The organism is Streptomyces sp. NPDC048584 (assembly GCF_043199595.1).
GTDB classification, from domain to species: domain Bacteria; phylum Actinomycetota; class Actinomycetes; order Streptomycetales; family Streptomycetaceae; genus Streptomyces; species Streptomyces edwardsiae.
Genome location: NZ_JBICWF010000005.1, coordinates 131,119 through 151,232, shown reverse-complemented (window position 1 = coordinate 151,232; position 20,114 = coordinate 131,119). Strand labels below are relative to the sequence as shown.

Sequence of the window (20,114 nt, the reverse complement as noted above, 5' to 3'; positions counted from 1 at the left end):
GGGCCGGGGCCGTGGCCTCGCGCGCGGAACCGGCGCGAGTGGCGTAACGCTCCGGCCACGCCGTACCCCCACGTGGGGAGAGGGGCGGGGCTGCCCGATAACCTTTCGCCATGACCACGTTGCCCCGCGGCGCAGCCGCCTCGAGTCACCGAGCTGTGCGACGCCGCCGGGCCGTCGCCGTCGCCGGCGCCGTATCCGCCGGACTTCTCGTCCTGGCCGCCTGTGACAAGCCGACGCCGATCGCCACCATCACGGTGGGCAGCGACTCGGTGAGCGCGGAGGCCACCTGCGGTGGCGAGGGCAAGGCCCTGAACACCGCGTCGCTGAACAAGTGCCTGCAGGACAAGGACATCGACGAGATCGGCGTCGACCCCACCAAGACCGTCCGCTTCGGCGTCGACCCGGACATCGCCGACAACGGCTGGACCATCCTGATGAACGGTCAGCCGCTGGTCGAGTCCAGCAAGAAGACCTACCAGGAGATCCCGGGAAGCGTCTTCTTCAACGCCCAGTACGGCGCCCAGGGCGACTCGACCCTCGTGTCGATCAAGGAGGGCGAGGAGTCCGCCACCGGTCTGTGGTCCTTCCGGCTGAAGAAGTCGGACGACTGATCACGTCACCGGCACGCGTTCTCGTGGCCACCGCGGTCCCCGTCGAGCGGGACGCGGTGGCCGAGGCGTTCCCCGGGGACACCGAACAGGTGCGCCTTCCCGGGGCGATCCTGGTCCGCACGGACGGCGGGTGCGATCTGCTGGCCGCCGGTGTCGGCCCCGCCGCGGCCGCCGCCTCGACCGCCGCCGCGCTGACCGCCGCCGCGCTCGGCGGCACCTCCTACGGTCTCGTCGTCTGCGCCGGTATCGGCGGCGGCTTCCTTCCCGGGGCGCCGGTCGGCTCGCTCGTCGTCTCCGGCACGATCGCCGTGGCCGACCTCGGCGCCGAGACGGCGGACGGCTTCCTCCCGGTCACCGAGCTGGGCTTCGGGCACGTCGCACACCACCCGCCGAAGTCCCTCGTGCGGGAGGCCGCCCGGGTGACGGGCGCCCGCCGGGGCACCGTCCTGACCGTCTCCACCGTGACCGGCACCGCCGCCCGCGCCGCCGAGCTGCGCGCCCGGCACCCGGACGCCCTCGCGGAGGGCATGGAGGGCTTCGGTGTGGCGGAGGCGGCCGTCGCACAGGGCCTTCCCGTACTGGAGGTGCGGGCGGTGTCGAACCCCGTCGGCCCGCGCGACCGCGCCGCCTGGCGCATCGGCGACGCCCTGAGCGCCCTCACCGCGGGCTTCGGGAAGCTCGCACCCGTCCTGGAGAGTTGGATTCAGCATGACCACCCCGATGACCACGCCTGAGCAGCAGCGGCTGCGGCTCGCCTACTCCCCCTGCCCGAACGACACCTTCGTCTTCGACGCCCTCGCCCACGGCCGCGTCCCCGGCGCGCCCGCCGTCGACGTCACCTTCGCCGACATCGACCTCACCAACGGCATGGCCGAGCGCGGCGAGCTGGATGTGCTGAAGGTGTCGTACGCGGTGCTGCCGTACGTCCTCGACGAGTACGCGCTGCTGCCCTGCGGGGGCGCGCTGGGGCGGGGCTGCGGGCCGCTGGTGCTGACCCGCGAGGCCGGGGTGGACCTCACCGGCCGTACGGTCGCCGTGCCGAGCGAGCGGTCGACGGCGTATCTGCTGTTCCGGCTGTGGGCGGCCGACGTCGTACCCGGCGGGGTGGGCGAGATCGTGGTGATGCCGTTCCACGAGATCATGCCCGCCGTGCGGGACGGCAAGGTGGACGCGGGGCTCGTGATCCACGAGGCGCGCTTCACCTACCGGGAGTACGGGCTGCACAGGCTCGCCGACATGGGTGAGCACTGGGAGCGGACCACGGGGCTGCCGATCCCGCTGGGCGCGATCATCGCGAAGCGGTCGCTGGGCGAGAAGACCCTGACCGGGCTCGCCGACGCCATCCGCACATCGGTACGGATGGCGTGGGACGAGCCCGAGGTGTCGCGTCCGTACGTCATGGAGCACGCCCAGGAGATGGACCCGGCCGTCGCCGACCAGCACATCGGGCTGTACGTCAACGAGTTCACGGCCGGTCTCGGCGAGGACGGCTACGCGGCCGTACGGGGGCTGCTGACCCGTGCGGCGGCCGAGGGACTGGTGCCGGCCCTCGGCCCGGACGCGCTGCGGTTTCCCTGACCTCTCACACGTCCAGCTGGTCGGCCACCGCGCGGAGCAGGCCGGCGATCTTCTTGCCGGCCGCCCGCTCGGGGTAGCGGCCCCGCTCCAGGGACGGGGTGATGTTCTCCAGCAGGGTCGTCAGGTCCTGGACGATGGAGGCCAGCTCGTCGGGCTTCTTGCGCTGGGCCGCCGCGACCGACGGGGTCGGGTCGAGGATGGTCAGGGAGAGGGCCTGGTCGCCGCGCTGTCCGGCGACCACGCCGAACTCGACGCGCTGGCCCGGCTTGAGGGCCTCGACTCCGGCGGGGAGGACCGAGGAATGCACGAAGACGTCGCCGCCGTCGTCACGGGAGAGAAAGCCGAAGCCCTTCTCACTGTTGAACCACTTGACCTTGCCGGTGGGCACGTCTGTCCTCGTCCTCGTACTCGTCGGGAAAACTGCTCGGGAAAACGGCTCGTGATAGCACTCGGGCGGGCCCGATGACCCGCCGGTACCAAGGCTAATGGTCTTCAGGCAGGTGACAAGACGTCACCCGGTTGTTCCTTCGCGCAGGGAACTACCCTGGTCCGGTGCGTGACAAAACCCAAGTGAATTCCAGCGCGCCCGGTGACGGTCTGGTCCGTGCGGGTGCCATCGTCTTCTTCGTCGGTGCCGTGGCCACACTGGTCACAGTGGCCCCGTTGTTCCTCGGTACGACGCCCTTTCCGACGTACATGTTCGGACTGAGCATGCTCATGGCCGTCGGATTCGTGGTGGCGGGGGCGGGAGTACTGCGTTCCGTCGCGGAGGGACGGCGGCGGGCCCGGGCGGGACAGATTTCCGGTCAGTCGCCGCGGTAACGGGCCGAAAACCACTGCGGGAATTCCGTCAGGCCGGTGAGGACCACATCCGCGCCGGCCTCACGGAGCGCTTCCGTGCCGTACGGGCCCGTCGCGACGGCGACGGACAGCGCGTCGGCGGTCCGCGCGCCGCGGATGTCGCCCAGGTGGTCGCCGACGTAGACGGTGGCGCCGTGCTCGCGCAGCGCCAGCGCCTTCTGCTCGGCCCACAGGTCGCCGATGACCGCGTCCGGCTCGATACCGAGGTGGGCGAGGTGCAGTTTGGCGTTGGGCTCGTACTTGGCGGTGACGACGATCGCCCGCCCGCCGGCGTCGCGTACGGCGGCTATCGCGTCGCGGGCGCCGGGGAGGGCGGGGGTGGGGGTGATGGCGTACGCCGGGTAGAGCTCCCGGTACAGGTCCGCCATCTCGTCGATCCGCTCGGCCGGGAACCAGTTGATCAGCTCGTCCGCGAGCGGGGGGCCGAGGCGGCTGACGGCGAGGTCGGCGTCGATGTACGCGCCGGTGCGGTCCGCCAGGGCGAGGTAGCAGGCGCGGATGCCGGGGCGGGAGTCGATGAGGGTCATGTCCAGGTCGAAGCCGACGGTGGGCGGGGTGCGGATGGCCATACCGGCCATTGTCACCCACCCCCTCCCGCAGCTGCGGGCAGCCGACCCCTCCCCCGCAGCTGCGGGCAGTCGTGCCGCTGGGGCGGCACGGGTGGGCGCAGCGGCACCTGGCCAGCGCCGTGAGCGCTCGCCCGGCCCGGGGAGTTGATCGCCCCCGCCGCCCCTTCCCGTTCCCGTCCCCCGGGGGCGCTGCCCCCGGACCCCCGCTCCTCAAACGCCGGAGGGGCTGAGAAACCGGAGGGGCTGAAAGACCGCCGGGCTGGGAAAGAGGCTGGGGTCAGCGGTCGCGTTGGGAGCGCCAGATCAGGAATGCCGCCGTCGCCAGGGCCGCCGCGCGGATGACCCACGGCCATGTTTCCGCCATCGCCGCGTTCATCTGGCCCTCGGGGATGTCCGCGCCCCAGCGGCCCCGTGTCCGTCCCCAGAGCCACACCCCGCCGCCCGCGAGGGCCAGACCGGGGATGATGGCCACCGCCCATTTGATCTCCGCCCGGGTCAGGCGCCGGGAGGCGTAGACGATGAGCCAGCCCAGCACCAGCGCCCGCCAGTCGATCACGATCCCGACGATCAGCAGCACGGCCGCGAGCAGCAGCAGCGGGTTGCTCCAGCGTCTGGAGGGGAGGCGCGGCAGGCGGCGGCGTGGGGAGGCGGTGGGTTCCTCCTCGGCGGCAGGGGCCGACTCCTGCTCCGCGGCCGGAGGCTGTTTCAGGAGTTCGGGGATCTCGACACCGCCGACGAAACCCGGCACCTCGTCGCCGGCCCCGAACGGACTGCTGTCCACCCGCCACCAGTCGGGCTGTGCCGAACTGTCCCCGAGCTCGTCCATCCCGGCCCGGTGCGGCGGCGACGGCGGCGACGACGGAACGTCGACCGGGCGAGGGCGCGGCGCCCTCTTCTCCCGCTGCACCGGCACCGCGGCGGCCTGCGGCGCCGGCTCGTCCCCCGGCGTGGGCTCCACCGCCGACACGACCTCCGTCGGCGTGCCGAGGCGGGTGATGATGCGGCGGACCGCCGCGGGCGAGTCGACCACCGCCTTCGCCCTGCGCCGGTCGATCTCGTCACGCAGTTCGGCGACCAGCCGCATCCGCGCCGCCGACGGCAACTGCCGCTGCTGGGCCACGTCGCCGACGCGGCCCAGATACTCGTAGACGACCTGGTCGCTCTCGATTCCCACGAAGTCCCCTCCGGGACGGATGCGCCTCGACACCGTCGCCCGACGTTACCAACTCCCGGCACGCCACGGACGTATCCACCCGCTAACGTGAGGCGGATGAGCACCGAGGAGAAGCCAGCGGCGGCCCCCCGATCCCTCGCCGAGGCACTCCGGGGGCGGGACGACGCGGCCCTGGCGGCGCTGCTGCGCAGCCGGCCGGACCTCATCACGCCCGTGCCCACCGACCTCACCCAGCTCGCCACCCGCGCCGGCACCCGCGCCTCGGTCGTCCGGGCGCTGGAGCGGCTGGACCGGTTCACGCTGCAGACGGCGCAGGCGCTGGCCGTGGCCGGGGAGCCGGCGTCGTACGAGGAGCTGCTCGGGCTGCTGGCGGGGGACGACGGCGACCCGGTGATCGTCGCCGCGCTGCCGCACGCGCTCGGTGTGCTGCGCGAGCAGGCGCTGGTGTGGGGCGGCGACGACCGGCTGCGACTGGTCCGCACCGCCCGCGAGCTGCTGTCGCCGTCGCCGCAGCATCCGTCGCCGACCGGGCTGGGCCCGACGGTGCGGGAGGCTACGGCGGGGATGTCGCCGGGGCGGATCCAGGAGCTCGTGGCGACGGCGGGGCTGGCCTCCACGCACGACTCGGTGTCCGCGGTGACGGCGCTGTCCGCCCTGTTCAGTGACCCGGAGCGGATGTCCGCGCTGCTCGACGAGGCGCCGGCCGAGTCCGTGGCGGTGCTGGAGCGGCTGGTGTGGGGGCCGCCGTACGGGCAGGTGACGGCCGAACCGGCGGCCCGGCTGCGCTGGCTGCTGGACCGGGGGCTGCTGCTGCCGACGGCACCGGGGACGGTGGTCCTGCCGCGTGAGGTGGCGCTGCGGCTGCGGGCGGGGCGGGCGCACCGGACGCCGGAGCCGTCGCCGCCGCCGGTGGAGGCCGCCGCCACGCACCGTCCGCAGGTGGTGGACGCGACGGCGGCCGGGCAGGCGTACACGGCGCTGGCGACCATCGAGGAGCTGCTGAAGGACTGGCACGAGGGCGGTCCGGCGGTGCTGCGGGCGGGCGGGCTGAGCGTGCGCGATCTGAAGCGGACCGCGGTCGCCCTGGACACGTCGGAGCCGGTGGCCGCGTTCTGGGTCGAACTCGCCTACGCGGCCGGGCTGCTGGCGTCCGACGGGGAGGCCGACGAGCGGTACGCGGCGACGCCGGCGTACGACGAGTGGCTCGAGGAGCCGGCGGCCGGGCGGTGGGCGCGGCTGGCCGGGGCGTGGCTGGCGGCGACCCGGACGGCGGGGCTGGTGGGCGGGCGGGACGCGAAGGACCGCACGCTGTCGGCGCTGGGTCCGGGCCTGGACCGTTCGGCGGCCCCGGAGGTACGGCACCGGGTGCTGACGCTGCTGGCCGGGCTGCCGGAGGGGGCCGCCCCGTCCGACGGGTCGGTCCTGGCCCGGCTGCGCTGGGAACGGCCGCCGAGGGACGGTGACGAACTGCGGGCGCGGATCGCGCGGTGGACGCTCACCGAGGCGGAGATGCTCGGGGTGACCGGGCGGGGCGCGCTGTCCGCGCAGGGGCGGGCGCTGATCGGGGCGCCCCCGGCCCGGCGTACGGAGGCGGCGCCCGAGGGGCCGGGCGACAAGCTGCCCGTGCACCACCGGCCGGCCCCACCGGCGCACGTCCTCTCCCCCGCCGAGCGGGGCGCGGCCGGTGCGGCCGCGGCCCGGCTGCTGGCGCCGCTGCTGCCCGAACCGCTGGACCATGTGCTGCTGCAGGCCGATCTGACGGCGGTGGCGCCGGGCCCGCTGGAGCGGCCGCTCGCGGACATGCTGGGGGTTCTCGCGGATGTGGAGTCGAAGGGTGGCGCGACCGTCTACCGGTTCACGCCCGGTTCGGTACGGCGTGCCCTGGACGCCGGCCAAACCGCCTCCGACCTGCATGCCTTCCTCGCCGCGCACTCCCGTACGCCGGTGCCGCAGCCGCTGTCGTATCTCATCGACGACGTCGCCCGCAGGCACGGGCATCTGCGGGTGGGGGCCGCGTCGACGTATGTGCGCTGCGACGACGACGCCGTGCTCAGCGAGATCCTCGCCGACAGGCGGGCGGCGGGGCTGGGGCTGCGGCGGCTGGCTCCGACGGTGCTGGCGGCGCGGGCCGATCCCGCGGGGCTGCTGGAGGGGCTGCGGGCGATGGGGTTCGCGCCGGCCGCCGAGTCGGCGGAGGGCGATGTGGTGATCGCCCGCGCCGACGCCCACCGCACACCGCCGCGCACCCCTCCCGCGCCGGTTCCGGACGGGCCGCCGGTGCCCGACGACACCCTGCTCACGGCGGCGCTGCGCGCCATCCGCGCCGGTGACCTCGCCTCGACCGCGCCGCGCAAACCGTCCGGCGGGGAGGGCCCCGGCGGGGAGCTGCCCCGTACGTCCGCGGCGGAGACCCTGGCCACCATGCAGGCCGCCGTACTCACGGGCGAGGCGCTGTGGATCGGCTATGTCAACGCCGAGGGCGGCGCCAGCCAGCGCGTCATCGCCCCGGTGCGGGTCGAGGGCGGCTTCGTCACGGCGTACGACCACACGGCGGACGAGGTACGGACGTATCCGCTGCACCGGATCACGGGAGTCGCGGAGCTGGCGGACGACGGGGGCTGACCGGTCCGGGCGGGCGGCCGGGTGAACAACCTCACGCCGCCCGCGCCGAAGCGGTCCGGCCCGCTCGGGACCGCCGGCGCGCGCGATCAGGCAAACTGGACGTTTGGCCGTGCAGTGCCGTGCCGAGCCCGTCGCAGAAAGGCAGCCGCGCGTGAATGGTCCGCTCATCGTCCAGTCCGATAAAACTCTGCTTCTTGAGGTCGATCACGAGCAGGCCGACGACTGCCGTCGTGTCATCGCGCCGTTCGCCGAGCTGGAGCGGGCGCCCGAGCACATCCACACCTACCGGGTGACCCCGCTCGGCCTGTGGAACGCGCGGGCGGCCGGACACGACGCCGAGCAGGTCGTCGACGCCCTGGTGCAGTACAGCCGCTACCCGGTGCCGCACGCGCTGCTCGTCGACATCGCCGACACCATGGACCGCTACGGCCGGCTCAGCCTGGTCAAGCACCCGGCCCACGGACTCGTCCTCACCAGCACCGACCGGCCCGTCCTCGAGGAGGTGCTGCGCTCCAAGCGGATCGCCCCGCTCGTCGGCGCCCGGATCGACCCGGACACGGTGATCGTGCACCCCTCGGAGCGCGGGCAGATCAAGCAGACGCTGCTGAAGCTGGGCTGGCCGGCCGAGGACCTCGCCGGGTACGTGGACGGTGAGGCGCACCCCATCGAGCTGGTCGAGGACGGGTGGGCACTGCGCCCGTACCAGAAGCAGGCCGTGGAGAACTTCTGGCACGGCGGCTCCGGTGTGGTCGTCCTGCCGTGCGGCGCGGGCAAGACGCTGGTCGGCGCCGGTTCGATGGCGCAGGCGAAGTCGACGACGCTGATCCTGGTCACCAACACCGTCTCGGCCCGGCAGTGGAAGCACGAGCTGGTGAAGCGGACGTCGCTGACCGAGGACGAGATCGGCGAGTACAGCGGGACGCGCAAGGAGATCCGTCCCGTCACCATCGCCACCTACCAGGTGCTGACGACGAAGCGGAAGGGTGTCTACCCGCACCTCGAGCTGTTCGACTCCCGGGACTGGGGCCTGATCCTCTACGACGAGGTGCATCTGCTGCCCGCGCCCGTCTTCAAGTTCACCGCCGATCTCCAGGCCCGGCGGCGGCTCGGCCTGACCGCGACCCTCGTACGGGAGGACGGGCGGGAGTCGGACGTGTTCTCGCTGATCGGCCCGAAGCGGTTCGACGCGCCGTGGAAGGAGATCGAGGCGCAGGGCTATATCGCCCCGGCCGACTGTGTGGAGGTCCGGGTCAGCCTCACCGACTCGGAGCGGCTGGCGTACGCGACGGCCGAGCAGGAGGAGAAGTACCGGTTCTGTTCGACGACGGCGACCAAGCAGAAGGTGACGGAGGCGATCGTCCGGCGGTTCGCGGGGCAGCAGATCCTCGTCATCGGGCAGTACATCGACCAGCTGGACGAGCTGGGCGAGCATCTGGACGCGCCGGTGATCAAGGGCGAGACGTCGAACGCCCAGCGGGAGAAGCTGTTCGACGCGTTCCGGCAGGGCGAGATCAGCGTGCTCGTGGTGTCCAAGGTCGCGAACTTCTCCATCGACCTGCCGGAGGCGACGGTGGCCGTCCAGGTGTCGGGCACCTTCGGGTCCCGGCAGGAGGAGGCGCAGCGGCTCGGCCGGGTGCTGCGGCCGAAGGCGGACGGGCACAAGGCCCACTTCTACTCCGTGGTCGCCCGGGACACCATCGACCAGGACTTCGCGGCGCACCGCCAGCGGTTCCTGGCGGAGCAGGGGTACGCCTACCGGATCATGGACGCGGACGAGCTGCTGACCGACAGCTGATCCGCGTTCAGCCCTCGGGCAGGGTGAACACCAGCATCAGAACGAACAGCCAGGGCAGCAGGGACAGGACCGCGAGCCAGATCCGCGGCACCGACCAGCGGCGGGTCCAGGGCAGCAGCCAGGAGGCGAGCCAGGCGCCCGCCGCGAGGATGCCGCCGAAGAACAGGGTCCCGAAGATCACGCTCAGGGTGGTCGTCAGCGCCTGCGAGCAGTCGTCGGGGCCGCAGCTGTCGGTCGCCATGACGGACAGCCCGCCGAGCAGGAACGCCACGGGTGCGAGCAGCACCCCCAGCGCGGTGGCGACGGTCGGCGCCACCCAGGCGCGGGGATCCCGGTCGGCCCGGTACCGCCGGACCGGTGGCACGGGGGCGGTGACGTGGTGATGGCTCATACGGTCAGTGAAGCGGTGTGACGGCGGCCGGCACACCGGTGCGGGTACTCAACCGGGGACGTGTGCGGGTACTCAGACATGAGGGCGGCGCACTCCGTGTCGGAGTGCGCCGCCCTCGTCGTGGGGGTTACCGCTTGGGGTCCTGCTGGAACCTGGCGGTGGCCCAGAAGTAGCCGAGGACCGCGAGGCCCACGCACCAGGCCACGGCCAGCCAGCCGTTGTGGCCGATCTCCGTGCCGAGCAGCAGCCCGCGCAGGGTCTCGATGGCCGGGGTGAAGGGCTGGTACTCGGCGATGGGCCGGAACCAGCCCGGCATCCCGTCGACCGGGACGAAGGCGCTGGACAGCAGCGGGAGCAGGATCAGCGGCAGCGCGTTGTTGCTGGCGGCCTCGGCGTTCGGGCTGATCAGGCCCATGCCGACGGCGATCCAGGTGAGCGCCAGGGCGAACAGGACGAGCAGTCCGAACGCCGCGAGCCACTCCAGGGCGGTGGCGTCCGTGGAGCGGAAGCCGATGGCCACGCCGACGGCGCCGACGAGGACCACACTGGCGACCGACTGCAGCACGCTGCCGATGACGTGTCCGACGAGCACGGAGCCCCGGTGGATCGCCATGGTGCGGAAGCGGGCGATGATGCCCTCGTTCATGTCCATGGAGACGGAGACGGCGGTGCCGATCGTGGTGGAGCCGATGGTCATCAGCAGCAGGCCCGGCACGATGTAGGCGATGTACGCGGACCGGCCGCCTGCCCCGTCGCCGAGGCCGGCGCTCATCACGTCGCCGAAGATGTAGACGAAGAGCAGCAGCAGCATGACCGGCGTGAGCAGCAGGTTCAGGGTGAGCGACGGGTAGCGCCGGGCGTGCAGGAGGTTGCGGCGCAGCATCGTGGACGAGTCGCGCACGGCGAGGGCGAGGTTGCTCATCGGAGGGCCTCCTTGGGCTGGGCGGGGACGGCGGCGCCGGTCAGGGCGAAGAAGACGTCGTCGAGGTCGGGGGTGTGCACGGTCAGTTCGTCCGCCTCCACGCCGGCGGAGTCGAGGGCGTCGAGGACGGCGCGCAGTTCGCGCTGGCTGCCGTCGCCGGGGATCCGCAGGGTGAGGGCGTCGTCGTCCCGCGTGACCTCGCGCAGGGCGGAGGCGGCCTTCCGGTACGCGGCCGGGTCGGTGAAGCGGAGCCGGACGTGTCCGCCGGGGACGATCCGCTTGAGCTCGTCGGCGGTGCCCTCGGCGGCGATCGTGCCGTCGTGCAGTACGGCGATGCGGTGGGCGAGTTCGTCGGCCTCCTCCAGGTACTGGGTGGTGAGGAAGACGGTGACGCCGCCCGTGACCAGCTCCCGGATGATCTGCCACATGGTGTGACGGGAGCGGGGGTCGAGGCCGGTGGTCGGCTCGTCGAGGAAGATGATCCGCGGGCCGCCGACCAGGGTCATGGCGATGTCGAGGCGGCGCTTCATACCGCCGGAGTAGGTGGAGGCGGGCTTGCTCGCGGCCTCCGCCAGGTCGAACCGCTCCAGCAGTTCGGCGCTCACCCGCCTGCCCTCCCGCTGGGAGAGGTGGTGCAGGTCCGCCATCAGGAGCATGTTCTCCTCGCCGGTGATCAGTCCGTCGACGGCGGAGAACTGGCCGGTGACGCCGATCGTGGCGCGTACGGCCTGGGGGTCGGCGGCGAGGTCGTGCCCGCCGACCCGCAGTTCACCGGCGTCCGCGGTGACGAGCGTGGAGAGGATCTTGACGACGGTGGTCTTGCCCGCGCCGTTCGGGCCGAGCAGGGAGAAGATCGTGCCTTCGGGGACGGCCAGGTCGATGCCGTCGAGCACGGCCTTGTCGCCGTAGGACTTGCGCAGCCCGTTCGCCGCGATGGCCAAGCCGGTCATTTGAGTTCTCCTTCGGAGGGTCACAGGCTGCGGGCGGTGATGTCGCCGTAGGCGGTGGTCGCGTGGACGGTCAGGTCGGCGGTGCCGGCGTTCTTGAGCGCGTTGTGGACCCGGCCGTGGCCGGTGCCGGTGTCGAGGGCGGCGGAGACTCCGCGGGCGGCGCCGACGGAGATGTCACCGTGCTCGGTGCGCAGCGTGACCGTGCCGCGTACGGCCTCGGTGACGCGGATGTCGCCCTTCCGGGTGCTGATCTCCGCCGGGCCGGCCAGCCGGCCGATCGTGACGTCGCCGGCGAGGACGGTGAGGCGGGCGCTCGCCGCCTCGTCGACCTTGACCGGGCCGAGCGCGCCCTCGAAGGCGATGTCGCCGAGCCGGCCGACGCCCCGGAACTCGGCGCCGCCGGTCTTCGCCTCGACGTGGGAGCCGGTGGGCAGCCGGACGGTGATCTCGACGGATCCGGACGGTCCGAGGATCTGGTTCCTGGCGGGCGGCCCCCCGATCCGCAGGACTCCTCCGCCGTACTCGACCCTGATGCGCTCCGCCGCCTTGGTGTCGCGGCTCTTCGTGGCGTCCGCGGGCAGGACCTCGACGACGGTGTCGGCCCGGTCGGCGGCGATGAGGCGGATACGGCCGGCGGGGATGTCGAGGGTGACCGAGACGGGGGTGGGGGTGTCGAATCGCATGGTGCGCTCCTTCGGGTGCCGTTGTTTCTGACACCGGAAACGCTACGTTGCGTTCATGGTTGCGGCAACACATTCATTGCATGGGAAAGTCATTACCGCAGTTCATAGGGCCAATATCGTTGCAACGGTTCAGAAGGCAACGCAATGCGAATCTCACGCCCGTTGCAATGGATTGAAGATGAACGCTATGCTGGCGGCCTCACACACCCTGAAGGAGACCGCGTTGCCCGGAGGCAGGCTCACTCAGCAGGAACGTCAGCAGATCGCCCTGGGGCTGGCCGACGGGCTCGCCTACGCGGAGATCGCCCGGCGTCTCGACCGCCCGACCTCGACGGTCACGCGGGAGGTGATGCGCAACGGCGGCCCCACCGCCTACCGGGCGGACCTCGCCCACCGCGCCACCGAACGCCGGGCGCACCGGCGCAAGCAGGCGGCACCCCGTGGCGCGAAGGCGCCGGCGGAGCGGCACGGACGTGACCCGGAGGCCGTGCGGGAGTACGAGGAGACGCTCACCACCGTCTTCATAGCGTCGGGCACGCCCAAGATGATGGCCAGGGTCATGGCCTGTCTGACCCTCACCGACAGCGGGAGCCTCACCGCCGCCGAACTCGCCCAGCGCCTCGATGTCAGCCCGGCGTCGGTCTCCAAGGCGGTCGCGTTCCTGGAGGGCCAGGGGCTCATCCGCCGGGAACGCCAGGAAGGACGCCGTGAGCGCTACGGCGTCGACGACGACATCTGGCACCAGTCGATGATGGCCAGCGCCCTGTCCACCGCCCAGGTCGCCGAGACCTCACGGCAGGGCGTCGACGTCATGGGGCGCGGCACACCGGCCGCGACACGGCTGGAGAACGTCGCCCGCTACCTCGACTTCATCTCGGAGGCGATCACCCGCGCGGCCGAGCAGGCCCGCGAGGTCCTGTACACGAAGCCGGAGGCCCCGCACGCCGAGCCGGAGCAGGAACAGCTCTAGAGGGGGGTGCCGCCTACCTGCGGCGGACGCCCGCCTCTTCGCCGTACTCGCCGAGCAGGACCACGTCGAAGGCGGCGCCGAAGAACACCTTGACGGCGCGCAGGGCGTCACCGAGGCGGTGCGGATGGCTGCCCTGCACCGGGGTCGCGCCGGCCGGGCGGGCCCGCGGTGTGGGGTGGATGGTTGCTGCGCTCATGTATCCATGGTCGCGCTTCGGCCCCGGTACGGGCATCGGTCCAGGGGACCGATTCACGGTCCCCCCGGGTACGCCTCCGGAACGACCCGTAGCCCTCAGGCAGGACGGGCCGCCCCCTAGGGGAACGGCCCGACCGGGGACGCCGAGCGGCTCGCCCTGCTCGCCTCGCCGACCACGGGACCGGCGCGACGGCCGGCCGACGAGCCCGGCGTGCGGACGGCGGACGGTTCGCCCCCGCGGCGGCTGAGCGGCGCGGCCACGGACGTGCCCGGTCCGGCCACGGGCCCGGTCCATCCCGTCCGGCGCGGAAACCGTTTGGACCGCGCCGGTCCCGCGTCCTAGAATCTCCGCTCTTGCCCGCCTCCCCTCATGGAGCGCCGCCGTCCGGACGGAAACCGGACGGTATGTCCGCAGCATCCTCAGCCGCAGCTCCCCCGGAGGCACCCCCTTGTCCGCGTCCACCCCGGCAGACGAGCCCGTAGACGGTCCGGCGAACACCCTCGCGGACGACCCGCTGGCCCGCGAACGCTCCCACCTCGCCGCGTCCCGTTCCGCACTGCGCGGCATGCGCGAGGACGTCGAAGCCCTCGACATCAGCGACGTCACCGCGAACTGGGTCAACGCGGCCGTACTCGGGCACCAGATCGAGGAGCGGATCAAGGCGCTGGCCGACCTCAGCGACACCCCGCTGTTCTTCGGCCGCCTCGACTACCTGCACTCCCCGGGAGCCGAGCAGGCCGAGGGTGCGGAAGGGGAACGCTTCTACATCGGGCGCCGGCACGTGCACGACGCGGACGGCGACCCGATGGTGATCGACTGGCGTGCACCGGTGTCGCAGCCGTTCTACCGGGCGTCGAAGAAGGACCCGCTGGACATCGCGCTGCGCCGCCGCTTCGGCTACACGGGCGGCGACCTCACCGCGTACGAGGACGAGCACCTCTCCGACCCGGCCGAGGCGGCGACCACGAGCAAGCTGCTCCAGCAGGAGATCGAGCGTCCGCGTGTCGGCCCGATGCGGGACATCGTCGCCACGATCCAGCCCGAGCAGGACGAGATCGTACGGTCCGGGCTGTCCGGCAGCGTGTGCGTGCAGGGAGGTCCGGGGACCGGGAAGACGGCCGTCGGTCTGCACCGGGTCGCCTACCTCCTCTACGCCCACCGTGACCGGCTGGCCCGCACGGGCACGCTGGTCGTCGGGCCGAACCGTTCGTTCCTGCACTACATCGAGCAGGTGCTGCCCGCGCTGGGCGAGCTGGCGGTGGCGCAGGCCACGGTGGACGACCTGGTGGCGCACGTGGAGGTGCGCGGCACGGACGACGCGCCGGCGGCGGTCGTCAAGGGCGACGCCCGCATGGCGGAGGTGCTGCGCCGGGCCCTCTACTCCCACGTCACGATGCCCGCCGAACCGGTCGTCGTCGTACGGGGATCACGCCGCTGGCGCGTCCCGGCGTACGAACTCGAGGAACTCGTACGCCAGTTGCTCGACCGGGGCATCCGCTACGGCGCCGCCCGCGAGGCCCTCCCGCAGCGCGTCGCGCATGCCGTGCTGGTGCAGATGGAGCGGTCCGGGGAGGCGCCGGACGACCGGGTGCAGGACGCGGTGGCCCGCAACAGCGCGGTGAAGGCGGCGGTGAAGACGGTCTGGCCGGCCGTCGACCCGGCGAAACTGGTGCTGCGGCTGCTGGGCGACCCGGAGTTCCTGGCCGAGCACGCGGAGGGGCTGCTCGACGAGCAGGAGCAGAAGACGATCCTGTGGGCGAAGCCCGCCCGCTCGGTGAAGTCGGTGAAGTGGTCGGCGGCGGACGCGGTGCTGATCGACGAGGCGACGGACCTGATCCAGCGCACGCACTCCCTCGGGCATGTGGTGCTCGACGAGGCGCAGGACCTGTCCCCCATGCAGTACCGGGCGGTGGGCCGGCGCTGCACGACCGGTTCGGCGACCGTCCTCGGCGACCTGGCGCAGGGCACCACGCCGTGGGCGACCCGCAGTTGGGAGGAAGCGCTGACCCACCTGGGCAAACAGAACGCGGTGATCGAGGAGTTGACGGCCGGTTTCCGCGTTCCGACGGACGTCATCACGTACGCCTCCCGCCTCCTCCCGCACATCGCGCCGGGCCTGACGCCGGTGGCGTCGATCCGCGAGAACCCGGGCTTCTTCGAGGTCCGCCCCGTCGCGGAGACCGGTGACGTGGTCGCCGCCTGCGAGGAACTCCTGCGCAACGAGGGCTCGGTGGGCCTGATCGCGGCGGACGCCCGCGTCCCGGAACTGTCGGAGGCGCTGACGGCGGCGGGCATCGGCTGGATCGCCCCCGGCGAGGAGACGACCCTGGCGAACCGCCTCACCCTGGTCCCGGCGTCCCTGGCCAAGGGCCTGGAGTACGACTACGTGGTCCTGGACGAACCCCGTGCCGTGGTCGACGCCGAACCCGACGAACACACCGGCCTACGCCGCCTCTACGTCTCCCTGACCCGAGCGGTCTCCGGCCTGATCGTCACCCACAACGCGCCCCTGCCGGAGCAACTGACATAACCACGCCCACCCTCACGCTCCACGGACGCCCTCACGATCCGCGGACGCCCTCACGATCCGCGGGCAATCGTGCCGCAGGGCGGCACGGGTGGGCGCGACGGCACCCCGCAAGCGCCGGGCCGCGCGAACACCCCCCGACCACCCCGACACCGGGCACCCGCCCGACCCCCTCCGCACGGGCGGGCGCGACGGCACCCCGCAAGCGCCGGGCCGCGCGAACACCCCCCGACCAGCCCCAGCACCGCCCAGAACAGCAGCCCCGCTCAACCCCCCAGCACGCGCCGCCACTGCGCGACGGCGTCCGCCGACACCGGCCCGCCCCACCCCCCGGGCCGGGCCGCTCCACCGATGTGGAACGCGTCGATCCCCGCCCCCAACAACCCCGGCACATGCTCCAACCGCAGCCCACCCCCCACCAGCAGCTGCTGCTCATACCCCGGCTCCCCCCGCCGCCCCGCCTCCGCAAGCAGCGTCGGCAGCCCGGCGTCCACCCCCTCCGCCGCCCCGGCCGTCAGATACGTGTCAAGACCCGGAAAGTCCGCGAGCTGCTTGCGCAGGGCGTCCCGGTCGGCGGCCCGGTCGACCGCCCGGTGGAACGTCCACCGGCACCCCGAAAGCTCCCAGACGACCCGCTCCACCGCCCCCAGGTCCACCCCGCCGTCCGGCCCGAGGAACCCGAGCACGAACTCCTCCGCCCCGGCCTCACGCATCGCGCGCGCCGCGCCGGCCAGCCGTTCGACGTCGCCCGCCGCGAACCCGTCCGCCAGCCGCAGCATCACCCGTACCGGAATCTCCACGGCCGCTCGGATGCCCGCCACCGTGGACACGGCCGGCGTCAGCCCGTCCGCCGCCATGTCGGTGACCAGCTCGAGGCGGTCCGCACCTCCGGCCTGGGCGGCGACCGCGTCCTCGACGTCGAGGGCGATCACCTCCAGGACTGCACGCTTGCTCATGGGACCCCATTCGTCGGGCTCGGGCGGCTTCGGACAGAACAGGTCTGTCCACTACAGGTCTAGTCCAATCCCAGACTACGCCCGCCCACCGCACCGGGGCTTCCCCGACCCCGCGGTCAGCCCCCGAAGATGTTCAGCTCCGCCGCCTCGACCCCGGCCAGCTCGTACGCGGCTCCGTCCACCGAACGGCCCGCGTACAGCCGTACGAGCGTCGGCCCGTCGCCGATGTAGCGCGCCGGGGGCCGCTCCCCGGAGTGGTCGCCGAGCCGCAGCGGTTCGTCGGCGTCGTCGAGGTCGGCGTGCAGCGGCGGACGCCCGTTCCGGCCGGTCACCTGACCCAGCAGGGCGAGCGCGTACGGCAGCCCCGCGCCCGCGTACGCCCCCGGCTCCCCGAGCGCGTCCCGTACATCCCCGGCGTGCACCCACTCACCCAGCGCGAGCCCGTCCAGCGCCCCGCCCGCCCCGGCGATCAGCGGCCCGGCCTCGGTCATCCCGTGCTCCAGCTCGTCGAGGACCCGGGCGTTCGTCCACCCGGCGCGCTCGGCGATGTCCCGCTCATTGCTCTCGGGCGAGAACACGCCGTCCTCGTACCGCCGCTCCAGGACCCGGGCGAACGCCGCCGAGCAGTGCGCCAGCACATCCCGCACGCTCCACCCCGGACACGCCGCCACCGGCAGTCCGAAGTCCGCCTCGGACCTCCCCCGCAGCAGCGGGATCAGCGCGTCCCGCTCCACGGCCAGCAGCCGGCCGGGCAACTCGGGGTCTCGTACATTCCGCACATCCGCAGGAGTCGTCATACCGCCCACGCTAGTGGCGGACGGCACCGGGTGAGGAGAATAGGAACATGGCCGACACCGACGCCCTGCGTTCCCGTTTCGTCCGTGCTCTGGAAGGGGCCCGCGGGCCCGGGGGCGGGCCGGATCCGCTGCCGTACGCCGGGGACCTGCTCGGGCGCTGGCAGGAGCCCCAGCGCCACTACCACACGCTCACCCACCTCACCGCCGTCCTCGACCACGTCGACACGCTCGCGGAACACGCGGACGACCCGGACGTCGTACGGCTGGCCGCCTGGTTCCACGACGCCGTGTATCTGCCGGACCGGTCGGAGAACGAGGAACGCTCCGCCCGCCTCGCCGAGCGCGCCCTCCCCGAGGCCGGGGTGTCCGCGGAGCGGACCGCCGAGGTGGCCCGGCTGGTGCGGCTCACCGTCACGCACGATCCGGCCGACGACGACCGGGACGGTCAGGTGCTGTGCGACGCCGACCTGGCGGTCCTCGCCGCGCCGCCGTCGTCGTACGCCGCCTACACCGCCGCCGTCCGCGCGGAGTACCATTTCGTGCCGAACGACGCGTTCCGGGCGGGCCGCGCCGACGTTCTGCGCCAACTCCTCGCCCTGCCCCGCCTGTTCCGCACGCCGTACGGGCGGGAGCACTGGGAGGCCACCGCCCGCCACAACCTGCGGGGCGAGCTGGAAATGCTGTCGACCCCGGCGGTGCCGCCCGCCTAGCCTGCCGGGCATGCATGACTTCGGAGCGGTACAGGTGGAGGAAGCCGTCGCGGACTGCGTGGCGGTGCTGGGGGCGGTCACCGACCGGGACTGGAGGCAGGTGAGGGCCGGGCGGCTGGAGTGGGACTGCCGCAGGACGGTGGCGCACATCGCGAGCGATCTCATCGCGTACGCGGGACAGATCGCCGGGCGCACGCAGGACGCGTACACGCCCTTCGAGATCAACCTCGACGGCCGGGAGGGCGGCATGGACCCCGCCGACAACGCCGGCTGTCTCCAGGTGGTCACCGCGACCGGCGCCCTGCTCGCCGCCGCCGTCCGCACCACCCCGCGCGCGGTCCGCGCCTTCCACCCGTTCCCCTTCCGGCACGCGAGCCGGGAGGGGTTCGCCGCGATGGGCGTCGCCGAGGTGCTGCTGCACACGCACGACATCGCCGAGGGCATGGGCGTCGCCCACACACCCCGGGACGAGCTGGCGTCCTTCGTGCTCACCCGGATCTTCCCGCGGGTCAAACCGGGCCCCACCCCGTGGGAGACCCTGCTGTGGGCCACCGGGCGCGGCGAGCTGCCGGGCCGGGAGCCCGTCACCCGCTGGCACTGGACCAACAACCCCGTGCTGCGGTCCGAGCGGCTCCTGCTGGAGGGCGTCACCCCCGCGGCCGCGGCCGAACTGGCCCTCGCCGGCGACGGCGGCCACGACTGGGTGGACTCGGGCCCGTTCGAGGGGACGCGCGAGGGCGCCGGGATGCTGGTGAAGCAGTACGAGGAAGGCGTCTTCGACCCCGAGTGGGCCATGTACGTCCTGGTCCGGCACGAGGACGACCGCGCGGTGGGCGCGATGGGCTTCCACGGCGCCCCGGACGGGGACGGCGGCGTGGAGATCGGCTACGACCTCTCCGTGGACGCCCGCGGCAACGGCTACGCCACCGAGGCACTGCGCACCCTGTCGGCGTGGGCGCTCGCCCAGGACGGTGTACGGAAGGTCGGCGCCGTCGTCGACGAGGGGAACGTGCCCTCGCAGAAGGTCGTCACCCGGGCCGGATTCACCGAGGTGTCCCGGCAGGAGGGGCAGATCTCCTACGAACTCCGCGGCTGAGCCGCGCCCTTGCGGCGCCGCAGCCCCGCCCCGTGCAGCAGCCGCACCACCTCGCGGCTGCTGACCTCGACCGCCCCGGCGTTCACCGCGTCGGCGTAGCGGAGCTGGGGGATGTCGTAGTGGTCGCGTTCGAAGGCGCGGCGGGGGACGCCCATGCGGTCGGCGAAGGCGTGCAGCTCGTCGTAGGAGAGGTCGCTGACGAGGTGGGACCAGAGCCGTCCGTGGCCCGGCCAGGTGGGCGGGTCGATGTACACGGTCACGAGGCGTCCGCCCCGCCCAGCCCGCCGACGGCGGCGACCTTCACGCCCGCCTTGTGGCACGCCCAGTGCGGCTCGGGGCCGAGTTCCGGCTCGACCTCCAGTGCGTGCGGGTCGCCGGTGCCGCACACCGGGCACAGCGGCCAGCGCCCGTACCGCTCCAGCAGGGCGTCCTGTACGTCCTGGGCGACCAGACCGGCGAGGAAGGCCACGCCGTCCGGCCACTGCTCCACCCACCAGCGCCGGTGCGTGACGGATTCCTCGACCAGGGACACCACGTCCGCCTCGACGACCTCGCGCGCGGCCAGATCCGCGAGCACGAGGGCGCGCGCGGCGTGCAAGGCCTGTTCAAGGGGGCCGACCGGGTGAGATTCGGGGGCGCCGGGTTCGCCGTGGGGGTCCATGCCCCTATTGTGCGCACTCTTGACCGGACGACCGTGACGAAAATA

Annotated in this window: 22 protein-coding genes; 10 read left to right on the top strand and 12 right to left on the bottom strand. The window is 73.0% G+C overall.

Annotated features, from left to right (window positions below; translation table 11 throughout):
- The first annotated feature begins 110 nt into the window (after positions 1-110).
- Genes ACGFR9_RS13360 through ACGFR9_RS13350 form a run of 3 tightly spaced genes read left to right on the top strand, consistent with a single transcriptional unit; the run spans position 111 to position 2,189 of the window.
- Entirely contained in the window at positions 111-611 is a 501-nt protein-coding gene (locus tag ACGFR9_RS13360; RefSeq protein WP_393206719.1) for a DUF2771 domain-containing protein, read from the top strand.
- A gap of 23 nt (positions 612-634) precedes the next feature.
- Entirely contained in the window at positions 635-1,345 is a 711-nt protein-coding gene (locus tag ACGFR9_RS13355) for a futalosine hydrolase (RefSeq protein ID WP_393206716.1), read from the top strand.
- Entirely contained in the window at positions 1,332-2,189 is an 858-nt protein-coding gene (locus ACGFR9_RS13350; protein WP_393207518.1) for a 1,4-dihydroxy-6-naphthoate synthase, read from the top strand. Before ACGFR9_RS13355 ends, ACGFR9_RS13350 begins: the two co-directional genes overlap by 14 nt.
- Positions 2,190-2,193: 4 nt before the next feature.
- On the opposite strand, the gene ACGFR9_RS13345 is transcribed toward ACGFR9_RS13350, so the two are convergent.
- Entirely contained in the window at positions 2,194-2,577 is a 384-nt protein-coding gene (locus ACGFR9_RS13345) for a cold-shock protein (protein WP_004929962.1), read from the bottom strand.
- Positions 2,578-2,741: 164 nt separating this feature from the next.
- Here ACGFR9_RS13345 and ACGFR9_RS13340 point away from each other — a divergent pair, with 164 nt between their 5' ends.
- Positions 2,742-3,011 carry a hypothetical protein gene (locus ACGFR9_RS13340; protein WP_030223302.1) on the top strand — a complete coding sequence of 90 codons (270 nt, stop codon included), beginning with the start codon at positions 2,742-2,744 and terminating at the stop codon, positions 3,009-3,011.
- On the opposite strand, the gene ACGFR9_RS13335 is transcribed toward ACGFR9_RS13340, so the two are convergent.
- Positions 2,996-3,619 carry an HAD family hydrolase gene (locus tag ACGFR9_RS13335; protein ID WP_393206712.1) on the bottom strand — a complete coding sequence of 208 codons (624 nt, stop codon included), beginning with the start codon at positions 3,617-3,619 and terminating at the stop codon, positions 2,996-2,998. The genes ACGFR9_RS13340 and ACGFR9_RS13335 overlap by 16 nt on opposite strands.
- 277 nt (positions 3,620-3,896) lie before the next feature.
- Complete coding sequence (locus ACGFR9_RS13330; protein ID WP_393206709.1) at positions 3,897-4,793, bottom strand: hypothetical protein; 897 nt, start codon at positions 4,791-4,793, stop codon at positions 3,897-3,899.
- A gap of 96 nt (positions 4,794-4,889) precedes the next feature.
- Between ACGFR9_RS13330 and ACGFR9_RS13325 the strand changes: the two genes are divergently transcribed.
- Together ACGFR9_RS13325 and ACGFR9_RS13320 are read left to right on the top strand one after the other, a co-directional pair.
- Positions 4,890-7,415: a helicase-associated domain-containing protein gene (locus tag ACGFR9_RS13325; RefSeq protein WP_393206706.1), complete on the top strand. Its 2,526-nt coding sequence runs from the start codon at positions 4,890-4,892 to the stop codon at positions 7,413-7,415.
- Between the two features lie 151 nt (positions 7,416-7,566).
- The gene (locus ACGFR9_RS13320; protein ID WP_393206703.1) at positions 7,567-9,210 is read left to right on the top strand and encodes a DNA repair helicase XPB; all 1,644 of its coding nucleotides are present in this window, start codon (positions 7,567-7,569) and stop codon (positions 9,208-9,210) included.
- 7 nt (positions 9,211-9,217) lie between these two features.
- On the opposite strand, the gene ACGFR9_RS13315 is transcribed toward ACGFR9_RS13320, so the two are convergent.
- The 4 genes from ACGFR9_RS13315 to ACGFR9_RS13300 all read right to left on the bottom strand — a co-directional run bounded on the left by ACGFR9_RS13315 (position 9,218) and on the right by ACGFR9_RS13300 (position 12,156).
- Positions 9,218-9,601, bottom strand: coding sequence for a hypothetical protein (locus tag ACGFR9_RS13315; RefSeq protein WP_393206700.1), 384 nt, complete (start codon positions 9,599-9,601; stop codon positions 9,218-9,220).
- 127 nt (positions 9,602-9,728) lie between these two features.
- Entirely contained in the window at positions 9,729-10,523 is a 795-nt protein-coding gene (locus ACGFR9_RS13310) for an ABC transporter permease (RefSeq protein ID WP_393206697.1), read from the bottom strand.
- Positions 10,520-11,473 (bottom strand): ATP-binding cassette domain-containing protein, encoded by a 954-nt coding sequence (locus ACGFR9_RS13305; protein WP_393206694.1) that lies wholly within the window; start codon positions 11,471-11,473, stop codon positions 10,520-10,522. The genes ACGFR9_RS13310 and ACGFR9_RS13305 overlap by 4 nt, the downstream gene beginning before the upstream one ends.
- A gap of 20 nt (positions 11,474-11,493) precedes the next feature.
- Positions 11,494-12,156 carry a DUF4097 family beta strand repeat-containing protein gene (locus ACGFR9_RS13300; protein ID WP_393206691.1) on the bottom strand — a complete coding sequence of 221 codons (663 nt, stop codon included), beginning with the start codon at positions 12,154-12,156 and terminating at the stop codon, positions 11,494-11,496.
- Between the two features lie 223 nt (positions 12,157-12,379).
- Here ACGFR9_RS13300 and ACGFR9_RS13295 point away from each other — a divergent pair, with 223 nt between their 5' ends.
- The gene (locus ACGFR9_RS13295) at positions 12,380-13,126 is read left to right on the top strand and encodes a helix-turn-helix domain-containing protein (protein ID WP_393207515.1); all 747 of its coding nucleotides are present in this window, start codon (positions 12,380-12,382) and stop codon (positions 13,124-13,126) included.
- A 13-nt stretch (positions 13,127-13,139) separates the two neighbouring features.
- Here ACGFR9_RS13295 and ACGFR9_RS13290 read toward each other — a convergent pair whose 3' ends face one another.
- The gene (locus ACGFR9_RS13290) at positions 13,140-13,322 is read right to left on the bottom strand and encodes a hypothetical protein (RefSeq protein WP_393206688.1); all 183 of its coding nucleotides are present in this window, start codon (positions 13,320-13,322) and stop codon (positions 13,140-13,142) included.
- Between the two features lie 448 nt (positions 13,323-13,770).
- On the opposite strand from ACGFR9_RS13290, the gene ACGFR9_RS13285 reads away from it, so the two are divergent.
- Positions 13,771-15,852, top strand: a complete 2,082-nt coding sequence (locus ACGFR9_RS13285; RefSeq protein WP_393206686.1) for a HelD family protein — start codon at positions 13,771-13,773, stop codon at positions 15,850-15,852.
- A gap of 263 nt (positions 15,853-16,115) precedes the next feature.
- Here ACGFR9_RS13285 and ACGFR9_RS13280 read toward each other — a convergent pair whose 3' ends face one another.
- Both ACGFR9_RS13280 and ACGFR9_RS13275 read right to left on the bottom strand, forming a co-directional pair.
- Positions 16,116-16,805, bottom strand: coding sequence for a copper homeostasis protein CutC (locus tag ACGFR9_RS13280; RefSeq protein WP_393206683.1), 690 nt, complete (start codon positions 16,803-16,805; stop codon positions 16,116-16,118).
- Positions 16,806-16,921: 116 nt separating this feature from the next.
- Positions 16,922-17,602, bottom strand: coding sequence for a maleylpyruvate isomerase family mycothiol-dependent enzyme (locus tag ACGFR9_RS13275; RefSeq protein ID WP_393206680.1), 681 nt, complete (start codon positions 17,600-17,602; stop codon positions 16,922-16,924).
- Positions 17,603-17,649: 47 nt separating this feature from the next.
- Here ACGFR9_RS13275 and ACGFR9_RS13270 point away from each other — a divergent pair, with 47 nt between their 5' ends.
- A complete protein-coding gene (locus ACGFR9_RS13270; protein ID WP_393206678.1) occupies positions 17,650-18,312 on the top strand; it encodes a hypothetical protein in 663 nt (220 codons plus the stop codon).
- A gap of 34 nt (positions 18,313-18,346) precedes the next feature.
- Positions 18,347-19,408, top strand: a complete 1,062-nt coding sequence (locus ACGFR9_RS13265) for a GNAT family N-acetyltransferase (protein ID WP_393207512.1) — start codon at positions 18,347-18,349, stop codon at positions 19,406-19,408.
- Here the strand turns inward: ACGFR9_RS13265 and ACGFR9_RS13260 are convergent.
- Together ACGFR9_RS13260 and ACGFR9_RS13255 are read right to left on the bottom strand one after the other, a co-directional pair.
- A complete protein-coding gene (locus ACGFR9_RS13260; protein ID WP_393206675.1) occupies positions 19,390-19,668 on the bottom strand; it encodes a DUF4031 domain-containing protein in 279 nt (92 codons plus the stop codon). The genes ACGFR9_RS13265 and ACGFR9_RS13260 overlap by 19 nt on opposite strands.
- Positions 19,665-20,069, bottom strand: coding sequence for a hypothetical protein (locus ACGFR9_RS13255; RefSeq protein ID WP_393206671.1), 405 nt, complete (start codon positions 20,067-20,069; stop codon positions 19,665-19,667). Before ACGFR9_RS13255 ends, ACGFR9_RS13260 begins: the two co-directional genes overlap by 4 nt.
- Positions 20,070-20,114 lie beyond the last annotated feature (45 nt).

Excerpts from the sequence above, each read along its gene's own strand:
- ACGFR9_RS13360 (WP_393206719.1), top strand. The coding sequence starts at position 111 with ATGACCACGTTGCCCCGCGGCGCAGCCGCCTCGAGTCACCGAGCTGTG.
- ACGFR9_RS13350 (WP_393207518.1), top strand. The coding sequence starts at position 1,332 with ATGACCACGCCTGAGCAGCAGCGGCTGCGGCTCGCCTACTCCCCCTGC.
- ACGFR9_RS13335 (WP_393206712.1), bottom strand. The coding sequence starts at position 3,619 with ATGGCCATCCGCACCCCGCCCACCGTCGGCTTCGACCTGGACATGACC.
- ACGFR9_RS13325 (WP_393206706.1), top strand. The coding sequence starts at position 4,890 with ATGAGCACCGAGGAGAAGCCAGCGGCGGCCCCCCGATCCCTCGCCGAG.
- ACGFR9_RS13315 (WP_393206700.1), bottom strand. The coding sequence starts at position 9,601 with ATGAGCCATCACCACGTCACCGCCCCCGTGCCACCGGTCCGGCGGTAC.
- ACGFR9_RS13310 (WP_393206697.1), bottom strand. The coding sequence starts at position 10,523 with ATGAGCAACCTCGCCCTCGCCGTGCGCGACTCGTCCACGATGCTGCGC.
- ACGFR9_RS13305 (WP_393206694.1), bottom strand. The coding sequence starts at position 11,473 with ATGACCGGCTTGGCCATCGCGGCGAACGGGCTGCGCAAGTCCTACGGC.
- ACGFR9_RS13300 (WP_393206691.1), bottom strand. The coding sequence starts at position 12,156 with ATGCGATTCGACACCCCCACCCCCGTCTCGGTCACCCTCGACATCCCC.
- ACGFR9_RS13290 (WP_393206688.1), bottom strand. The coding sequence starts at position 13,322 with ATGAGCGCAGCAACCATCCACCCCACACCGCGGGCCCGCCCGGCCGGC.
- ACGFR9_RS13280 (WP_393206683.1), bottom strand. The coding sequence starts at position 16,805 with ATGAGCAAGCGTGCAGTCCTGGAGGTGATCGCCCTCGACGTCGAGGAC.
- ACGFR9_RS13275 (WP_393206680.1), bottom strand. The coding sequence starts at position 17,602 with ATGACGACTCCTGCGGATGTGCGGAATGTACGAGACCCCGAGTTGCCC.
- ACGFR9_RS13270 (WP_393206678.1), top strand. The coding sequence starts at position 17,650 with ATGGCCGACACCGACGCCCTGCGTTCCCGTTTCGTCCGTGCTCTGGAA.
- ACGFR9_RS13255 (WP_393206671.1), bottom strand. The coding sequence starts at position 20,069 with ATGGACCCCCACGGCGAACCCGGCGCCCCCGAATCTCACCCGGTCGGC.